At 52.6% G+C, this 18,488-nt stretch carries 12 protein-coding genes; 7 read left to right on the forward strand and 5 right to left on the reverse strand.

Translation table 11 applies throughout. The features are described 5' to 3' along the window. Positions 1–7: 7 nt before the first annotated feature. Complete coding sequence (locus tag ACTJIK_RS24245) at positions 8–1,168, forward strand: acyltransferase family protein (protein WP_440650134.1); 1,161 nt, start codon at positions 8–10, stop codon at positions 1,166–1,168. A gap of 82 nt (positions 1,169–1,250) precedes the next feature. On the opposite strand, the gene ACTJIK_RS24250 is transcribed toward ACTJIK_RS24245, so the two are convergent. The 5 genes from ACTJIK_RS24250 to ACTJIK_RS24270 all read right to left on the reverse strand — a co-directional run bounded on the left by ACTJIK_RS24250 (position 1,251) and on the right by ACTJIK_RS24270 (position 11,807). Beyond that, the gene (locus tag ACTJIK_RS24250) at positions 1,251–6,863 is read right to left on the reverse strand and encodes a PKD domain-containing protein (RefSeq protein ID WP_440650135.1); all 5,613 of its coding nucleotides are present in this window, start codon (positions 6,861–6,863) and stop codon (positions 1,251–1,253) included. Positions 6,864–7,099: 236 nt separating this feature from the next. Next, the gene (locus ACTJIK_RS24255) at positions 7,100–8,119 is read right to left on the reverse strand and encodes a polysaccharide deacetylase family protein (RefSeq protein WP_440650136.1); all 1,020 of its coding nucleotides are present in this window, start codon (positions 8,117–8,119) and stop codon (positions 7,100–7,102) included. 102 nt (positions 8,120–8,221) lie between these two features. Beyond that, positions 8,222–9,475 carry a methionine adenosyltransferase gene (gene metK / locus ACTJIK_RS24260; protein WP_440650137.1) on the reverse strand — a complete coding sequence of 418 codons (1,254 nt, stop codon included), beginning with the start codon at positions 9,473–9,475 and terminating at the stop codon, positions 8,222–8,224. Positions 9,476–9,494: 19 nt separating this feature from the next. Beyond that, positions 9,495–10,871, reverse strand: coding sequence for a DUF4270 domain-containing protein (locus ACTJIK_RS24265; RefSeq protein ID WP_440650138.1), 1,377 nt, complete (start codon positions 10,869–10,871; stop codon positions 9,495–9,497). 114 nt (positions 10,872–10,985) lie between these two features. Further along, positions 10,986–11,807 (reverse strand): glycogen/starch synthase, encoded by an 822-nt coding sequence (locus ACTJIK_RS24270; RefSeq protein ID WP_440650139.1) that lies wholly within the window; start codon positions 11,805–11,807, stop codon positions 10,986–10,988. 110 nt (positions 11,808–11,917) lie between these two features. On the opposite strand from ACTJIK_RS24270, the gene panC reads away from it, so the two are divergent. The 6 genes from panC to panB all read left to right on the forward strand — a co-directional run bounded on the left by panC (position 11,918) and on the right by panB (position 18,451). Further along, a complete protein-coding gene (gene panC, locus ACTJIK_RS24275; RefSeq protein ID WP_440650140.1) occupies positions 11,918–12,766 on the forward strand; it encodes a pantoate--beta-alanine ligase in 849 nt (282 codons plus the stop codon). 94 nt (positions 12,767–12,860) lie between these two features. Continuing rightward, the gene (gene panD, locus ACTJIK_RS24280; protein ID WP_440650141.1) at positions 12,861–13,205 is read left to right on the forward strand and encodes an aspartate 1-decarboxylase; all 345 of its coding nucleotides are present in this window, start codon (positions 12,861–12,863) and stop codon (positions 13,203–13,205) included. A 28-nt stretch (positions 13,206–13,233) separates the two neighbouring features. After that, positions 13,234–14,256 carry a lysylphosphatidylglycerol synthase transmembrane domain-containing protein gene (locus ACTJIK_RS24285; protein WP_440650142.1) on the forward strand — a complete coding sequence of 341 codons (1,023 nt, stop codon included), beginning with the start codon at positions 13,234–13,236 and terminating at the stop codon, positions 14,254–14,256. Between the two features lie 162 nt (positions 14,257–14,418). After that, the gene (ppk1, locus tag ACTJIK_RS24290) at positions 14,419–16,572 is read left to right on the forward strand and encodes a polyphosphate kinase 1 (RefSeq protein WP_440650143.1); all 2,154 of its coding nucleotides are present in this window, start codon (positions 14,419–14,421) and stop codon (positions 16,570–16,572) included. 85 nt (positions 16,573–16,657) lie between these two features. Beyond that, positions 16,658–17,551: a Ppx/GppA phosphatase family protein gene (locus tag ACTJIK_RS24295; RefSeq protein WP_440650144.1), complete on the forward strand. Its 894-nt coding sequence runs from the start codon at positions 16,658–16,660 to the stop codon at positions 17,549–17,551. An 81-nt stretch (positions 17,552–17,632) separates the two neighbouring features. Beyond that, the gene (panB, locus tag ACTJIK_RS24300; protein ID WP_440650146.1) at positions 17,633–18,451 is read left to right on the forward strand and encodes a 3-methyl-2-oxobutanoate hydroxymethyltransferase; all 819 of its coding nucleotides are present in this window, start codon (positions 17,633–17,635) and stop codon (positions 18,449–18,451) included. Positions 18,452–18,488: the final 37 nt, after the last annotated feature.

The following is an 18,488-nucleotide window of genomic DNA, read 5'->3' on the forward strand; positions in this document are numbered from 1 at the left end:
AAGACCGATGAGAGTATATTTCAAAAACCTGGACGCCATACGGTTTATAGCCGCCTTCCTGGTTGTATTGCATCATGCGCAGTACTTTAAGGAGGAGAACGGGCTGGATACCTGGAAATTCCTCAACCCGGCCATGGCCGATACCGGCCGCATGGGTGTGAACCTCTTTTTTGTGCTCAGCGGGTTCCTGATCAGCTATCTTTTAATGAAAGAACGCCAGGATACAGGTGAACTAAGCCTCCGGAATTTTTATATCCGCAGGATACTCAGGATCTGGCCGCTATACCTGGCCTTCGGTATTGCCATGGTGTTCCTTGCCCCCTATGTTTTGCACCTCTTCAATGCAGCCCCCGAGTACGATGGCTCTACAGTAGCAACCAACCTCATATTCCTGCTGCTGTTTGCTGTGAATATCCAGCTTGCATTTTTCCCCTACAACAAAGGCATCGTGGAAATCTCGTGGTCTGTCTGTATCGAAGAACAGTTCTACCTCGTATGGCCCCTGCTCATGATCGCATTCAGGAACAGGCTCAAAACGTTGTTTATACTGATGATTGGAATAGGATTTCTCAGCAAAACACTTTGTATCGTATTGCCTTATTTTTTCCCGGCGCTCAACACGCGTGAGCTTTTCGGCATCAACTACCTGCTGCTGTTCGACAAGCTCGAACTGTTCGGCACCGGCATGTTTGCCGCGTATATACTTTTTCACAAGGAAACTTATGAAAAACTGCTGGGAATATTAATGAATAAGGGAATACAGGTGGTGATGCTGGTGCTTACCTTCCTGTTTGTTTTCTCAGTGATCAGGATCCCGGCGCTCAGTGACAATTATTATGACCATTTTATTCACGCCTTCCTGTTCGGCTACCTGATGCTGATGGCCGTATCCCCGAACAGCATACTCCGGCTGGAGCAGCCGTTGTTCAAAACCCTCGGCAAGGTGTCGTATGGCATATACCTGTTCCATACGCCTGTATGCCAGCTGGCGCTCATCGCCTTCATGAAATTCTTCGGGCGCAGCCCGAACATCCTGTTGTACGAGATCATATACCCGCTTACCTGCCTGGTTCTTACCTGCGCAATCGCTTATGTGTCATATGAGCTGTTCGAAAAACATTTCCTGAAGATCAAATCCAGGTTTGCCGTAGTGCAAACCCGCCTGTAGGCTTTAAAGCGGGTATGTTTATATAAAGAATACGGCCATGCAATCTTGCATGGCCGTATTCTTTGTTCCCGGAACCGGATCGTTAATTTGCTTTCACAAATTTCCTCGATTCCTTCAGGAGTTTATTATCTGTTACATACATAATATACATTCCGTCTGCCAGGCTGCTCACATCAATGAACTGCTGGTGGTTCTGTATATTGCCTAGCGAAAGTTCCATTTCTTTGCGGCCGCTGAGGCTGAATACCTGGATGGTCACAAAAGTGGACGACGGCAGGTTGATCTCCACCCGCAGCTTACTTACTACCGGGTTCGGATAAACATTCAGCATCACTTCTGAGTGATCATCGCTGCTGTTATCGGTCACATCTACGATCACATCATCGCTCGATTCCCTGCCTTCGGCATCTTTCACGGTAAGCCTGAAAATATACCTGCCGCGCCTGGTAAACGTCAGCAAGGGCTTTGCATTGCCGGCGCCTGTGATGAGGTAACCATTCGCGTTCCCGTCCACCAGGGTCCAGGTGTAGCTGGTAATAGTAGTATTAGTGGCGGTAGAACCGGAACCATCCAGCGTGATCCTTGAATCAGGAAGCACCAGCACTTTGTCTGCACCCGCATTGGCGGTAACATACACCGGCAACGCTGGTTTTACGACTACCGATACCCTGTCTGAAGATGCGGTTCCATCGTTGTCTGTTACCGTCAGCTCAAAAATATAAGTACCGGTGGCGGTAAGCCCCTGTATGTTTGTTGTAACACCCTGGCCGTTCACTATTGTAGCGTTGAGAGGCCCGGAAACCTGCGCCCATCGGTAGGTTGCAATAGTACCGTCGGTATCGCGCGAGGCCGAACCGTCCAGCGAGGCAACGGTAGCCGGTAATACCACTTCCCTGTCGCTGCCCGCATTTGCTTCAGGCGCCTGGTTTGGAGCAGCCTGCACATTGATCGCGACATCGTCGGTAGCGGACAATCCTTTATCGTCTGTAACAGTAAGCCTGAAAGTGTAGGTACCGGCTGCAGTCAGCTGGCTGATACCGGTAGACGCTTTCGCGGCGTCGAGGATATTGGCCGTAGCAGGACCGTTCAGCTGCGACCATGCATAACGCACGATCGTGCTTCCCTGCGCGGGCGTGCCGCTGCCGGAAAGCGTAGCCTGCGTTGCGGGCAGGGTAACGGTGACGTTATTCCCTGCGTTCGCCACCGGCGGCTGGCTCGGTGCGGCATTAACGGTCACTACCATATCGTCCGTGTCTGTCAGCCCGTTATCGGCCTTGACTGTTATCCGGAAAATATAAGTGCCGGCCTGCGTAAGACCGCTTACAGAGGTACTGGCGCTGCCGGGAGCGGCGATCGTAGTAGTTACCGGGCCGCTGGTCTGAGTCCATGCGTAGGATTCTATCGTACTGCCGGATGCGGGCGTGCCACTGCCGGAGAGCGTTGCCTGCGTTGCGGGCAGGGTGATGGAAATATTATTCCCTGCATTCGCCACTGGCGGCTGGCTGGGTGCGGCATTAACGGTCACTACCATATCGTCCGTATCTGTCAGCCCGTTATCGGCCTTGACAGTTATCCGGAAAATATAAGTGCCTGCCTGCGTAAGACCGCTTACAGAAGTAGCGGCGCTGCCGGGAGCGGCGATCGTAGTAGTTACAGGTCCGCTGGTCTGCGTCCATGCGTAAGATTCGATCGTGCTGCCGGAGGCGGGCGTACCGCTGCCGGAGAGCGTGGCCTGGGTTGCGGGCAGGGTGATGGAAATATTATTCCCGGCGTTCGCCACTGGCGGCTGAATGGGGGCGGCTGTAACGGTCACGGCCATATCGTCCGTATCCGTCAATCCTTTATCGTCTGTAACCGTTAGTCTGAAAGTATAAGTGCCGGCCTGCGTAAGACCGCTTACGGAGGTACCGGCGCTGCCGGGAGTGGCGATCGTAGCGGTTACGGGGCCGCTGGTCTGCGTCCAGGCATAAGCATCGATCGTACTGCCGGATGCGGGAGTACCGCTGCCGGTAAGCGTGGCCTGGGTTGCGGGCAGGGTGATGGTAATGTTATTCCCGGCGCTTGCCACAGGCGGCTGGTTGGGTGCAGCATTCACGGTCACGGTCACATCGTCCGTATCCGTCAATCCTTTATCGTCTGTAACCGTTAGTCTGAAAGTATAAGTGCCGGCCTGCGTAAGACCGCTGATGGAAGTGCGTGCGCTGCCCGCGGCGGCGATAGTACCTGTAACCGGGCCTGCAGTCTGCGTCCAGGCATAAGCATCGATCGTGCTGCCGGATGCGGGGGTGCCGCTGCCGGTAAGCGTGGCCTGGGTTGCGGGCAGGGTGATCGTAATGTTATTTCCCGCGCTCGCCACCGGGGGTTGGCTGGGAGCGGCATTCACCGTTACGGTCACATCGTCTGTATCGGTCAGGCCTTTATCGTCTTTAACTGTTAGCCGAAAGGTGTATGTGCCGGCCTGGGTCAAACCGCTGATGGACGTGCTTGCGCTGCCCGCGGCGGCGATAGTGCCCGTAACCGGGCCCGCAGTCTGCGTCCAGGCATAAGAATCGATCGTGCTGCCGGCTGCGGGCGTGGCGCTGCCCGAAAGCGTAGCCTGCGTAGCGGGGAGGGTGACGGTGATATTATTACCTGCGTTCGCTACCGGCGGCTGACTCGGTGCGGCATTTACGGTCACCACTTTGTCGTCCGTATCGGTCAGTCCCTTATCGTCTGTAACCGTCAGCCGGAAAGTATAGGTACCGGCCTGTGTAAGGCCGCTCACGGAGGTGCTGGCACTGCCGGGAGCGGCGATCGTAGCGGTAACCGGCCCGGCGGTCTGCGTCCAGGCATAAGAATCGATCGTGCTGCCGGATGCTGGAGTAGCCGTGCCCGTTAGTGTGGCGGTGCTGGCCGGCAGTGTGATCGCCGCATCCTGCCCTGCATTGGCGGTTGGAGGTGCGGCGGCCGCCCTTACAGTAACGGTCACTTCGTCCGAAGCCGTGGCATTCTTATCGTCTTTTACAGTGAGTTTAAACACGTAGCTCCCTGCCATGTCCAGGTTGGAAATAGCGGGCTTATTGGTTGTACCGTTGGTAATCGTTGCGGTTTTAGGGCCTGAAACCTGGGTCCAGGCGTAGGAAGTGATCGTGCCGTCCGGATCCCGGGAAGCGCTCCCATCGAGTGTAGTGGTGGATGCGGGCAGTGTGATCGTAACGTCGTTGCCTGCGCTGGCTACCGGTATTTTATTCACCGGCGCGCCTGCTGTAAATTCGTCTGCACCCACATCGTAGGTTGTGCCCTGCGGCCTCGGCTCACCATCATAATCCCCGGTAAAATAAGCGCTGAGGTCCCGGCCTTTATCGATGGCGGAAGAACCTGTGCCCAGGTGGAAATCTTTGGACGTTGGATTCACAAATCCATAACCATTGATGTTGGCGCCGGTGATATTATTTGCGGAAGTATAGCTGATGCCGGATTGTATGTTGATATATCCCCTGTCTCCATATTTAGCTACGGAACCTGCGTTTATCACAAGGTTATTATACAGGAGGTTGCCGGTGCCGATGGTGCCGAAGGAATTGAGAATGCGGATAGCATCTCTCTTGGAGTTCACCACTGTATTATTGAAGATATAGACCTGCAGCGGTTTGTTGTTGTATTTGGTAGGCCTGTCATCCACAAAAAACGCATCCTGCCCTTCAGTTGTGCCGTCAAAGCCTCCGTCTGAGATGATATTGTTGTACACATAACAAAGGCCCACACCGAATACTTCTATCGCGTTGCCGGTACCTTTGACCACTTTATTGTTATATACCCGGCCGTTGGATTCACCGCCCAGGATAATGCCGGCCTGCTGGCTGCCTTTATTGACCGTGCCGTAGTTATATACGCTGTTATTGTAGATCTCCACGTTTTCGGGTGCGGAAGCCACCTGGATGCCGTCCCAGCCCGTATTCTCGGTGATCACGTTATAGATCTTCAGGTTGTAGATGCGCGGGGGAAGCAGATCCACGGTCGTGCCGTTACAATCGGTAGGCGTTCCGTTGGGTGCCGTGTTGCCAACGTACATGCCCTCGCCTATCACATCGTGGATGTAAAGGTCATGCAGCTTAACGTTGCGGATGGAAAAGTTCGGATACTGGTTAGCCGGGTCACAGTCCGGGTTCACCTTGGCCATCAGGCCCGCTTCCGAGCCGGTGATCTCAACCCTTTCTATTTCGTAATCCGTACAGCCTTTACCTACTGCAACGCCGGTATTGATCTTTTTGCTTACACCGTCTACACGAAACCCATATTTATCGCCGCTGCCGGAACCGGTCAGCTTGAAATATTTTACGTTGTTGAAGATGATCCCGTAGTTGCCGCCGTTGCCTGCTCTCACCTGGCCGCCGCAGTTGATGAATACGATCGGTTTATCGGCGGAGCCGGTAAAGTTGAAGAACTGGATGTAGGTGAATTCGCCGGCTTTGATACATACGGTATCGCCAGGCCCGATATTGCGGCCTTCGCCGTTGATATACGCGCCACCGTCCCCTCCCGGCTCTATCACCAGCTTGCAGCTGGCACAGGCTACAGAACCGCCGCCTGGAGGCGGCAGTGTGGCTGCCTGAACGGTAACGGTGAGCTCGCTTTTGGTGCTGAGACCATTGGCGCCTTTTACGGTCAGCGAAAATTTATAAGTGCCCTCGGAAAGGTTTTTGAAATTGGTTTTGGAAGACGCGGGACTTTCAATAGCGGCAGTGGTGGGCCCGGATACCTGCGCCCAGGCATAGCTGCTGATGGTGCTTCCAGGGGCGGTGGATCCCGATCCGTCTCCCAACGCGGTGTTAACGGGTAATTTGATCGAGAGGTTTGATGAACTGAAAGTAACCACGGGAGGTACCGGCTCGGGGTCTGGGTCCGGATTGACCGCTCCGCGCTGGTATTGCAGCATCCATTCATAGATATTCTGTGGCTGGTAAGTATGCGCCGAGTTATATGCTTTAGACCAGAATGTGCCGTCGTGACCGCCGGCGAAAGTAGTGCCTTTGGCTTTCACCGCGGGGTTGCAGCTGTTAATTTCCGCGATATATTTTTCCTGGTTGGAAAGGAATCCGTCTGAAGTACCGCACAACATCCACACAGGCACGTTGCTGGCAGCAACATTACACAGGCCGGCCACCTTAGCGGCATCGATTGCAGCGGTAGATACGGGAACGATAGCGGCAAGATTATCGGAGTAGGTTTTTCCTGAAGCCACATAATTCAGCACACCATAACCTCCCGCGCTCAGGCCGGTGAGGTATATGCGCGACTCATCCACGCGGTACCTGCTCTTAATGTCGTCCAGCACGCTTTGCACCATACCGGCGCTGGCCCATCCATTGGGGATCTGGGGTGATACCACGATAAATTTGAAAAGTTTTCCGCCAACTGTAAATTCCATGTTGGCGCCCTGGGCAATCTCTTTCGGTACTCCATGCGTTAATACCCTGTTCACATCTGTACCGCCCTCTCCAACACCATGAAGAAAGATCAGCAAAGGATACTTGGTTGACGTTTGCCCGTAATCGCCCGGCAGATGCAGCCATGCTCCGGTTGTATTTCCCGGCGCGATGTTTACGGTGATCTTCTCCTGGCTACCCTGTGCAAGCACAGTGGCATAGGGAAAAAGGATAGATATAACAGCAATGACTGCATTTTTCAATACAGCACTTAGGTTCAGGTTCTTCAAGTCGGTTAAAATTTGACACTATTAGCAAAAAAACATAATATCTATCTACTGTTCTATCTACTGTTCCAAAATTCGTCTTTGCAAAAATAATAATTAATCATTCAGGGCATCCTAAAAACAAATATAAATAATCCTATAATTCATAATTAAATATAATACATTAACAGCTAAATAGCAAACATTTTTATAGTCAACTCTCCTTAAATGAGTTAGACTTCACAATTACTTAATCAATCTTACCCTCTTTTGATCCGGTCGCGCCCCATAAAAGTCTTCAAACCATTCAGCAATAAGATCCCTTTTACGCTCTCATCAATCGGGATTTGCGGACGTTCACAGTTAAAACGGTGCAATATGCCCGGCAGCATGTCGCGCTGCTGGTTGCCGGTGCCAAACACGAGATCGAGCCGTTTTTCGCCTCCTAATGCTGTTTCAAAGAACGCCCTGCTTACGCCTGCATCGGTATGCGGAAAAGCGAACACGCGGTAATCAATGCCGAACTGTTCCACCAAAAAATCCACTGACCCGAAGGTTTGCTCCAGCTGCTGTTCCAGGCTTAGTTCCCTGTAATATGGATGGTCTATGCTATGCCCGCCGATCGAAAACCCCTGCTTTACCAGCCCTCCTACTTCGTCCAGCGTCATAAAAGGCCTTTCGTTCCGGAGATAAGCGTCAAAGTCGAGCCCCAGCAACTCTCCCGCGCTGTCCGCCAGTTCCCGGTTACGCCAGGTGATGCGCCGCAACGCGGCTTCAGCGTCTTCCCCCGGCAGCGCCTGCAACGCCCGGGCCAGCTCACCCGATACGGCCGTGCCCGGCGGCTGACTGCGCAATGCGTTTATTGCAAGGCTTACCTTGAATTTGTAGAACAACGAGCGGTTATCAAGAAATGCATTATTCAGAAAAAATACGCCGGGCACGCCTTTACGCTGCAGCAACGGCGCAATCACCTCTGTTACTTCACGCAAACCGTCGTCGAACGTCAGCAAAAAGGAATTGCCGCTTAACGGCCTGTTTTCTTTCACCGCATGGATCACTTCCGGCAGGCTCACAGGCCTGAAATGTTTCAACAGGTAATCGAGATCGGCCTCGAATGCTTTAGTGCCTTTATAGGGATATAAATGACGGATATGCGGAACTTCCCTGTCGCTCACCAGGTGATGGTATGGCAGGAGCAGTCTCGACGCCGGCGCTTTCTGGAGCAGGTTGATGGGGCACGCGTTGGAAACGGTATAAAAGATCTTCTTTTTTAATTGCATGAAGGGGGATTGATACCGGTAAAATTAATCAAACGGATCTATTCGCATAAAAAAAGAGAGGCCTGTGCAGGCCTCCCTTTACATATGGTTTCGCAGCGCGGATTACAGTCCGAACGCCTGCTTTACTTTATCAACGTAGTCAAGTTTCTCCCAGGTAAACAGCTCAACGTCCACTTTCTTTTCGTTCTTTTTACCTGCGTTGAATACTTTGGTCACCGTTTTGCTCTCGCGGCCCATGTGGCCGTAGGCGGCGGTTTCACCGTACATCGGGTTGCGCAGTTTCAGGCGCTGCTCGATAGCGTACGGGCGGAGATCGAAGATCTCTTCCACTTTACGGGCGATCTCACCGTCTTTCAGGCCTACCTTGCCGGTGCCGTAAGTGTCTACGAACACGCCGCAGGGCCTGGCCACGCCGATGGCGTAGGAAACCTGCACCAGCACTTCATCCGCAACGCCGGCAGCCACCAGGTTCTTGGCGATGTGACGGGTAGCGTATGCTGCTGAGCGGTCTACTTTGGAAGGATCTTTGCCGGAGAATGCGCCACCGCCGTGCGCGCCTTTACCACCGTAGGTGTCCACGATGATCTTGCGGCCGGTGAGGCCTGTATCGCCGTGCGGGCCGCCGATCACGAACTTGCCGGTCGGGTTGATATGATAAGTGATCTTGTCGGTGAAAAGTTTCTGTAATTCGGGTTTCAGGCCTGCTTTTACGCGGGGAACCAGGATCTCGATCATGTCTTTCTTGATCTTGGCCAGCATAGCTTCTTCGCCGTCGAAATCGTCGTGCTGGGTAGAGATCACGATGGTATCGATGCGGATCGGCTGGTTGTCGTCTGAATACTCGATGGTCACCTGCGACTTGGCGTCGGGGCGCAGATATTTTATGTCTTTATTCTCGCGGCGGAGGGCAGCCAGCTCGATCAGGAGCTTGTGAGCCAGGTCCAGCGCGAGCGGCATATAGTTGTCTGTTTCTTTGGTGGCATAGCCGAACATCATACCCTGGTCGCCGGCGCCCTGCTCTTCGGGGCTTTTACGTTCAACGCCCTGGTTGATGTCGGGCGACTGTTCGTGGATCGCGGAGAAGATGCCGCAGGAATTCGCTTCGAACATGTATTCGCTCTTGGTGTAACCAATGCGGCGGATCACATCACGGGCAATATCCTGTACGTCGAGGTATGCGTCAGATTTCACTTCGCCTGCCAACACTACCTGGCCGGTGGTTACCAGCGTTTCGCAGGCAACTTTTGAAGTAAGATCGTAGGCAAGGAAATTATCGATAAGCGCGTCTGAAATCTGGTCGGCCACCTTGTCCGGATGCCCTTCAGATACGGATTCTGAGGTAAATAAATAAGGCATAAAAGTTTGGATTCTATGATTATAGTTGAGTATATATGATCCTGAGCTTCACATTAGCCGGAGGTGTTGCATTGCCACCGCCTGCCTTCAATCTCCTCATGTCCATCGGGTAACGGCTTGATAAAGCTTCCAGTTTCAGCACCGAGTTCTCCAGTTTGTTGTCCAGGATGAACTGTAAATGCCGTGCAATATTAAACTTATATTGAACAACTTTAAAGGGCCCGAGGTCACTAATGACAGTTTTATTACCGCCGAAGTAGGTCAGATCGGGCTGCTGGGGGTTGCCGTAGTCGATAATGAACCCGAGGCTGTCGTGGGTGATATAACGCATCAGGAAGAGGCGGTCCGGCTCGGAGAACAGGTCGTCCCTGCCGGTGTTGCCGCTGTTGATCTCGGTGATCACCAGCTCAGCTTTATTGATCACGGCTTTCGGGATGTTCTCGATCTCAGGCAGCTGGAGCTGGGCATAAATGCCGGGAGCTTCCTGGAGGTACAGCAGGTTGTCGCCGCCGGGCCTGTTGGTATTGATATGCTGCGCAACTTCAGCGCCGGTGTAGTTGCGGGCGAAGTAGTTCGCATGCGCGCTGCCGCCTACGCCCGGGTTGGGAACGAAGGGGAAGTTGGCAATGATGGAATCTTTTTCGGAGTTCTTATAATATACCGCGATGCGTGTTTCACCGGTGTTCAGGTTGGGGAACAGCATGGTTTTGCCATTCACGGTATCCGGCACGATGGCCAGGCCTCCCAGCCATTTGTTGAAAGCGGAGTCTGACTTGAAAGCACCGTCTGCCCGCTGCTGGAACAGCTCGGTACCAAAGGAGTTGTTCAGCTTAATACGCAGCTGTGGCCCCTGTTTGGTGCCGTAAATGTTGATGGAGTCTTTCGGGTATACCGGGTACACCTGCTGGCTGGCCAGCTGCTTGCCCGGATCGTAAGAAAGCGGACGGTTGTAGCGGTAGTTGGAATCGATCTTGAAGTTGGGCTCGTTCATCCTGAAAACACGCATGGTCTGCGGGGCGTTCTCGCCATACCAGGCGGTATCGCAGCCGATGTAAAGCACCACGGAATCGAGCGTCCAGCCGGTGCCTTCGAAAGTGAATTCCGCTTTGGGAAGGCCCACCTGGGTGTACAGGAAGCCATGACTTTTACCGAAAAGCGGGTCGCTGAAGCTGCCCAGCGCGCCTACAAAATTATCCTGCCCGGTGAAGATGCTGGAATCGACGTTGGCAATATTATGGGTGATCAGGCTGTTGATGGTTGTATCTTTTACCACCACCTTGTCAGCGCCGGGTATGAGGTCCTTACCGAGTACAGTGGCTTCATTACAACCGGAAAAAGCATAAAGTGCGGTCAAAAAAGCAGCGGCAAAGCCCAGGTTCCTGAAATTGATCTTCACGTAATTGAATTGAACGGTTTGTTGACTTAAATAGAAAAACTAAAAATAAAAAGTTAAACGCAGGAAACGGTATACACGTTACAGTTTTAACTTTTCATTTTTTGATTCTCAGTCTTATTTTGCGCCTAACAGCTGGTGATAAAGCTGGATGTAATCCGCCAGGTCTTCATTATCCTTTTTATAAGGAAGAATGATCTTGCCTTTTTCAGCTTTCAGCTCTTCCACGATCTTCTTATCTGTTTTATCGCTGGTAAGCACTACCGCATCGGCATATTTGGCAGCCCCTTTATTAAGGGCGGCGTTGGTTCCATCTTTGTAAAGGTCCAGGTCTTTTTCCTTGATCTGGTTGCTGATCACGGCCTTTTTCAGGAAGGTGGCGCCCAGTTTCTCCTTGAAAGAGTTGGGCTCCATGGAAAACACCGTTTTGGAGTGGGCGAAAACCGGTTCCTTTTTATAGGCGGTTTTCAGGTAAACGGGGATGAGGGAGGTCATCCAGCCGCTGCAATGAATAATGTCCGGAGGCCAGCCGAATTTCTTAACGGTCTCCAGCGCTCCTTTGCAGAAAAATACCATCCTGGCGGCGTTATCGTCGTAAAACGTGCCGTCGTCGTCATTAAACACAGCTTTCCGCTTGAAATAATCCTCGTTATCCAGGAAGTAGACCTGGAGCCTTGCATTGGGCAGAGACGCCACCTTGATGATAAGAGGATAGTCATCCCCGTCGATCACGATATTGATGCCGGACAGCCTGACCACTTCATGCAGCCGGTGCCTGCGTTCATTAATGTTCCCAAACCTCGGCATGATAACCCTCACCTCAAGACCGGCCTCATTAGACTTGATCGCCATCTTATTGACCATTGCCGCATATTCACTCAGATCCAGATAGGGCGACATTTCCTGGGCAATAAAAAGAATTCTTTTCTTTGTGGACATTTATTGCTGATTATTAATGCAGTTATTTTTAATTTGGCTTGCAAAACTACGAAAAATTTAGGTAAAAAGGGCCAATTTGTCACTTTTAACATCCTTTTAAGCAAAGGTTTATGTATCTATTCAAACGGGTAGCGGATCTCAGGGAGGCGCTCAGGCAGGAAAAAAAGGCAGGAAAGAGGATCGGTTTCGCACCCACTATGGGCGCCCTGCACCAGGGTCACATTTCCCTCGTCAACGCGGCTAAAACGCAGTGTGACATTGTGATCAGCAGCATTTTTGTGAATCCTACGCAATTCAATGACCCGAAAGATTTCGAGAAGTATCCCGTCACCATCAAAGAAGACATCCTCGCCCTCACCGCGGCGGGAACAGATATACTTTTTCTTCCATCCGTGGAAGAGATGTACCCCGGCGGTGTTAACGGTGAACATCGCCACTATGGCTTCGGTTACCTCGAAACTGTGCTGGAGGGCGCCTACCGCCCCAACCATTTCCAGGGGGTCGGCATCATCGTTCACAAGCTGCTGGAGGCCGTAGAGCCGGACGACCTGTTCATGGGGCAGAAAGATTTCCAGCAATGCATGATAATCAAGAGGTTATTGGAAATAACCGGAATTCCGGCAAAATTACACATAATCCCTACCCTGCGCGAAACAGACGGTTTGGCCATGAGCAGCCGAAATATGCGCCTGTCCCCCTCAGAAAGGCAAACAGCCGTCCAGGTCAGCCGCACCCTTCTTTATATGAAGGAAAATATCAAACAGCTCCCCTTTGACACCATTAAAAAAAATGCCTGGAAGCAGTTGCAGGATGCGGGCTTTCAGCCGGATTACGTTGAAATTGCCGATGCGGAGAACCTGCAGTTATTACAGTCGCCGCTCCCCTCCGGCCGGATGGTGATGCTGATAGCCGCCAAACTGGGCGAAGTACGGCTGATAGATAATATGATAACGGAATAGCGCTAAGCCGGCTGTCATAACATATTCATAAATACCTCCCTCTGTTCCCGGTTTTCATTAAAATTCCTCTACCTTTGCGGACTACACCAGAAATATGTTGATCGAAGTATTAAAATCCAAGATTCACAGGGCGGTTATTACGGAAGCCAATCTGAACTACGTAGGCAGCATCACCATCGACGAAGACCTGATGGACGCGGCCAACCTGATAGCGAACGAAAAAGTGCAGGTGGTGAACGTAAACAACGGCGAACGCCTGGAAACATACGTTATCAAAGGCAAAAAAGGCTCAGGCGTGATCTGTATGAACGGCCCGGCAGCCCGCCTGGTAGCCGTGGGTGATGTGGTGATCATTATCTCCTACGCCACCATGGATTTTGAGGAGGCCAAAAAATTCAACCCCGTGGCCGTCTTCCCGAAAGAAGGCAATAAATTATAGATTGGTTCACTTATATCAGCGCTGACAAATGCCTAAACTGCTCAAAACCATCTTACAGTTCATCGGTTTTCTGGGAATTGGCATTTTGCTGATCTGGCTGGTGACGAAAAATCTTACCCCCGCCCAGGTGGAAGAGATCAAGGACGCCCTCCGCAGGGCGAACTACTGGGTACTGGCGCCCGCCGCCGTGCTCGGCTTCCTCAGCCACTGGGTAAGGGCCATGCGCTGGCGCCTGCTTTTCCTCCCGCTCGGCTACGAGCCGCGCAAGCTCAACACCTTTTTCGCTGTGATGGTCGGCTATCTCGTGAACCTGGCCGTGCCCCGCCTCGGGGAAGTGACCCGCTGCGGCATTCTCGCCAGGTATGAAAAGATACCGGTGGACAAGCTCGTGGGCACTATGATCGCCGAAAGGGCCTTCGACCTGATCTGCCTCATCGTTCTTATTACCGTTACCATCCTCATACAGGTGGATGTAGTGGCCGATATCGTAGCCCGTTACATCACGGACCCGCTGGCCAATATGTACGCCAACGCCAGCGTTTCCCGCCTGCTGATCGTGCTGGCCGTGATCGCGGGCGTAGTCCTGCTGTTCCTCTGGCTGCTGCGCCGGTTTGCCCGCACCAAGGCGGCCATCGCCCTCCGCGCACTCATCCGCGGGGTGATGGAAGGCATCTTCTCCGTATTTAAAATGAAACAAAAAGGCTGGTTCCTTTTTTACACCGCAGCGATGTGGCTGCTGTACTTCTCTCAGGTCTACATCGCTTTCCAGTGCCTGCCGGAAACCATGGGCCTGGGCGTAAAGGCCGGCCTGTCCATCCTCGCATTCGGCAGTATAGGCATGATCGTTACCCAGGGCGGCATCGGCGCTTACCAGATCATTGTGCAGAACACCCTCGTGCTGTACGGCATACAGATCACCATCGGCTACGCCTTCGGCTGGATCATCTGGGTGGCGCAAACCCTGCTGGTGATCGTGCTGGGCCTGCTCAGCCTGCTGGGCTTTTCCGTGTACAACAAACATTACCAGCCCGCGCCCCGGAAAACGGAATAAAAACCCGGCACCTTCGTTACCCATCTGCCGGCCGTTTTGAACAATCCCGCCGGAAATCCGTAATTTAATGAAAAGATAACACCAGCTCTTAAGTCCTGACCGCGCGTTTTTTATATCTTCCGCGCGCCGCGTATCATGCCCGCGCCTCAAATCAATGTGAATATGAAATTGGACTCCGCCGCCAGCGCTTTAGAGCCGGTAAAAACAAAAAAGTCACCGGTGAAAAAAAATACGAAGACCAGCAAATCAGTATCATCCAAAAGAAAGACCATTGTCAGGGACATCAGCTGGCTATCCTTCAACGCCAGGGTGTTACAGGAAGCGGCAGACACCACGGTGCCCCTCTATGAAAGGATCCGCTTCCTCGGCATCTTTTCCAACAACCTCGATGAGTTTTTCCGCGTGCGCGTAGCCACCCTCAAACGGATGGACATCATGGGCCGCACCGCGAAAATGCACCTCGAAGAAAATCCTGATGAGATACTACAGGACATCCAGAGCACCGTGATCAGCCAGCAGACCGAATTCAACCGCATCTGGCACGAGATAGAGGAAGAACTGAAACACGAAAAGATCACCCTCCATACCGAAAAGCAGCTCAACCGCGAGCAGCAGAAGTTCGTGCAGAACTACTTCAACGAAGAAGTGCGCACCAACATCATCCCGCTCATGATCGAAGGCATCCAGCATATGCCTTACCTGCGCGACAAATCTATTTACCTCGCCGTGGTGCTGGCGCGGGAAGACAATTCCATCCGCCAGAAATTCGCGCTCATAGAAGTGCCCAGGGCCGTGCTTTCCCGCTTCCTCATCCTTCCTTCCAAAGAAGGCGAGCACAGCATCATGCTGCTGGAAGACGTGATCCGTTACAACCTGCCGCATATCTTCTCCTACTTCGGGTACGACAAGTTTTCCTCCTGGATCATCAAAGTGACCCGCGATGCCGAGCTGGACATTGATAACGATATCTCCACCAGCATCATCCACCAGATCGAAAAAGGGCTGAAGGCGCGCCGTAAAGGCAAACCCGTGCGTTTTATATACGACCAGCAGATAGACCCGCTGCTGCTGGAATACCTCATGCGCAGGCTGGGCCTGTCTAAAAAAGATAACCTTATACCCGGCGGCCGCATCCATAATTTCAAGGATTTTATGGACTTCCCCGAACGGGTGTTCACCCGCGAGCGCATGCGCCGCAAAATCCTCGTGCACCCGCTGTTCCACAACGCGCCGAGCGTAATGAAAGTGATGCAGGAGCAGGACGTGATGCTGCACCTCCCCTATCATTCCTTCGATACTGTCATAGACCTGCTGCGAGAAGCCGCCATGGATCCGGAAGTGACCACCATCAAGATCACCGCGTACCGCCTGGCCCGCAACAGCAAGATCATCAACGCCCTCATCAACGCCGTGCGTAACGGCAAACAGGTGGTGGTAGTGCTGGAGCTGCGCGCCCGCTTCGACGAAGAGGCCAACCTGCAATGGAAAGAAAGGCTGGAAGAAGAAGGCGTGAAAGTAATCTTTGGGGTGCCAGGCATGAAAGTGCATGCCAAGCTCTGCGTTATCAAAAAAAGGAGCGGCAACACCACCACCCAGTACGGTTTCGTGAGCACCGGCAACATGAACGAAAAAACGGCGAAGGTATACGGCGACCATTGCCTGCTGACGGCCAACCGCAATATTATGGCGGACATCAACCGTATATTCGCCTACCTGGAAAGCCCGCGCCACGACGTGAAGCACCTCCAGGCCTGCAAAACCCTGATCGTAAGCCCTCATAACATGCGGCGGTTCTTCATCCGCATGATAGACCGCGAGATCAGGAACGCCCGGCGCAAAAAACCGGCGTCCATCATCCTGAAAATGAATTCCCTCTCCGACGACGAAATGATCTTTAAGCTCTACGATGCCGCCAAGGCGGGCGTGGAGGTAAAGCTCATCATCCGTGGTATCTGTTGCGCCTATACGGAGAATAAGAAGTGGAAACGCAATATGGAAGCGGTGAGCATCATAGACGAATACCTGGAACATGCGCGTGTGTTCGTTTTCCACAACAACGGGCAGGACAAGGTATACATCGCCAGCTCCGACTGGATGATCCGTAACCTGGACCACCGCGTGGAGGCCGCAACCGCTATAGAAGACCCTGTGATCAGGCAGGAATTGATAGAGATACTTAACATCCAGCTGAACAGCAATGTGAAAGTGCGCATCATCGACAACGAACAACGCAACGCATACAAACATGCGAGCGGCCGTAAAGTGCGCGCCCAGCTTGAGATCGGGAAATACCTCGCGGAAAAATCGTACAACTGATCAATTCTGTTTCGTAATTCAGCAGCGTTTTAAATATCTTTGAGCCTGTTGTAGTGTGTACACGTTATTGTTAATCTGAACAGGCATGAAGCTCGCAGCAATAGATATCGGTTCCAACGCAGCCCGCCTGCTGATCTCGGAGGCTTCTCCGAAATCGACCGGCGAAATGGATTTCACCAAGGTAAACCTGGTGCGCGTGCCCCTGCGTTTAGGGATCGACGTATTTTCCACGGGCGCCATTTCCGATAAAAGGGCAGACAGCCTGGTGAACACCATCAAAGCTTACAAGCTGCTGCTGGACGTGTACGAAGTGAAATACGTCAAAGCCGCCGCCACCTCCGCCATGCGCGACGCCAGCAACGGAACGGAAATACTGGAACGCGTGAAGGATGAAACGGGGATGGACATTAAAGTGATCACCGGCAAGGAAGAAGCCTCTTATATTTACGAGAACCATATCGCTGAAAACCTGGATAAGACCAAAGGTTACCTATACATAGACGTGGGCGGCGGCTCCACAGAGCTCACTTTCTTCAGCGGCAACCGCCTCGTGTTCAAAGAATCCTTCAATATCGGCACCCTGCGCCTTTTGCAGCACCAGGTGAGCGAAACGCACTGGCAGCAGATGAAAGACTTCCTCAAACAACAGCTCCGGGCATACGGTCCCGTAGTGGCCATCGGTTCCGGCGGTAATATCAACAAGATATTCTCCATGTCCAAAAAGAAGGAAGGCAAACCCCTCACGCTGGACCTGCTGAAGGATTATTACAAGGAATTCAGCAATTTCACGGTGGAAGAGCGCATCCACGTGTATAACCTCCGTGAAGACCGTGCAGACGTGATCGTGCCCGCATTACAGATCTACGTGAACGTGATGCGCTGGATGGACATCGATGAAATATTCGTGCCGAAGATAGGCCTTGCGGACGGTCTCGTACGATCCCTCTACAACGAGATCAGCAAGCTCAGCGTTACCTGACATCAAAAAAATGCAGTCAAATCCGAATTAAGTTGCAACTTTGTGGATTCCCGGGGTTGGCCGGGTATAAACTTTTCTGCAATGTCTGCTGTAAACAAAGAGATCAAGCGCATCACCACGCATATCCTGCAAAAAATGAAGACCGACGGGGAGAGGATTTCCATGCTCACCGCTTACGACTTCTCTATGGCAAGGATACTGGATGATGCAGGGATAGACATCCTGCTGGTAGGCGACTCTGCCTCCAACGTAATGGCCGGCCACGAAACCACGCTGCCCATTACCCTCGACCAGATGATTTACCATGCCTCCTCCGTTGTGCGGGCCATCCGCCGGAGCTTCGTGGTGGTAGACCTGCCCTTTGGCTCATACCAGGGCAACAGTAAAGAGGCCCTCATTTCCACCATCCGCATCATGAAAGAAACCGGCGCGCACGGCATTAAGATCGAAGGCGGCGAAGAAGTGATCGAATCGGTGAAAAGGATCATCAGTGCAGGCGTTCCCGTGATGGGGCACCTGGGCCTTACCCCGCAGTCCATTTACAAATTCGGCACCTACGCCGTTCGTGCAACGGACGATGCGGAGGCAACCAAGCTGCTGGCGGACGCGAAGCTGCTCCAGGAAGCCGGCGCCTTTGCCATTGTGCTGGAAAAGATACCCGCCATGCTGGCCAAGCAGGTGGCCGAGCAGCTCACCATCCCGGTGATCGGCATCGGCGCGGGCAAGTATGTGGACGGGCAGGTGCTGGTTATGCACGATATGCTGGGCATCAACAAAGAGTTCAAGCCCCGCTTCCTGCGCCGATACCTGAACCTTTACGATGATATCTACAATGCCACGCAGAAATACATCCAAGATGTAAAAACAAAAGATTTCCCGACGGACCAGGAACAGTATTGATCTTTTCTGATCCCGATAAAAAAATCCCCGGCGTATT

Source organism: Chitinophaga sp. 22620 (assembly GCF_052044405.1).
Lineage (GTDB): Bacteria > Bacteroidota > Bacteroidia > Chitinophagales > Chitinophagaceae > Chitinophaga.

Coding starts and splice junctions, on each gene's coding strand:
- panB (WP_440650146.1), top strand. CDS start 17,633: ATGTCTGCTGTAAACAAAGAGATCAAGCGCATCACCACGCATATCCTG.
- ACTJIK_RS24255 (WP_440650136.1), bottom strand. CDS start 8,119: ATGCAATTAAAAAAGAAGATCTTTTATACCGTTTCCAACGCGTGCCCC.
- ACTJIK_RS24295 (WP_440650144.1), top strand. CDS start 16,658: ATGAAGCTCGCAGCAATAGATATCGGTTCCAACGCAGCCCGCCTGCTG.
- ACTJIK_RS24245 (WP_440650134.1), top strand. CDS start 8: ATGAGAGTATATTTCAAAAACCTGGACGCCATACGGTTTATAGCCGCC.
- ACTJIK_RS24270 (WP_440650139.1), bottom strand. CDS start 11,807: ATGTCCACAAAGAAAAGAATTCTTTTTATTGCCCAGGAAATGTCGCCC.
- metK (WP_440650137.1), bottom strand. CDS start 9,475: ATGCCTTATTTATTTACCTCAGAATCCGTATCTGAAGGGCATCCGGAC.
- panD (WP_440650141.1), top strand. CDS start 12,861: ATGTTGATCGAAGTATTAAAATCCAAGATTCACAGGGCGGTTATTACG.
- ppk1 (WP_440650143.1), top strand. CDS start 14,419: ATGAAATTGGACTCCGCCGCCAGCGCTTTAGAGCCGGTAAAAACAAAA.
- ACTJIK_RS24285 (WP_440650142.1), top strand. CDS start 13,234: ATGCCTAAACTGCTCAAAACCATCTTACAGTTCATCGGTTTTCTGGGA.
- panC (WP_440650140.1), top strand. CDS start 11,918: ATGTATCTATTCAAACGGGTAGCGGATCTCAGGGAGGCGCTCAGGCAG.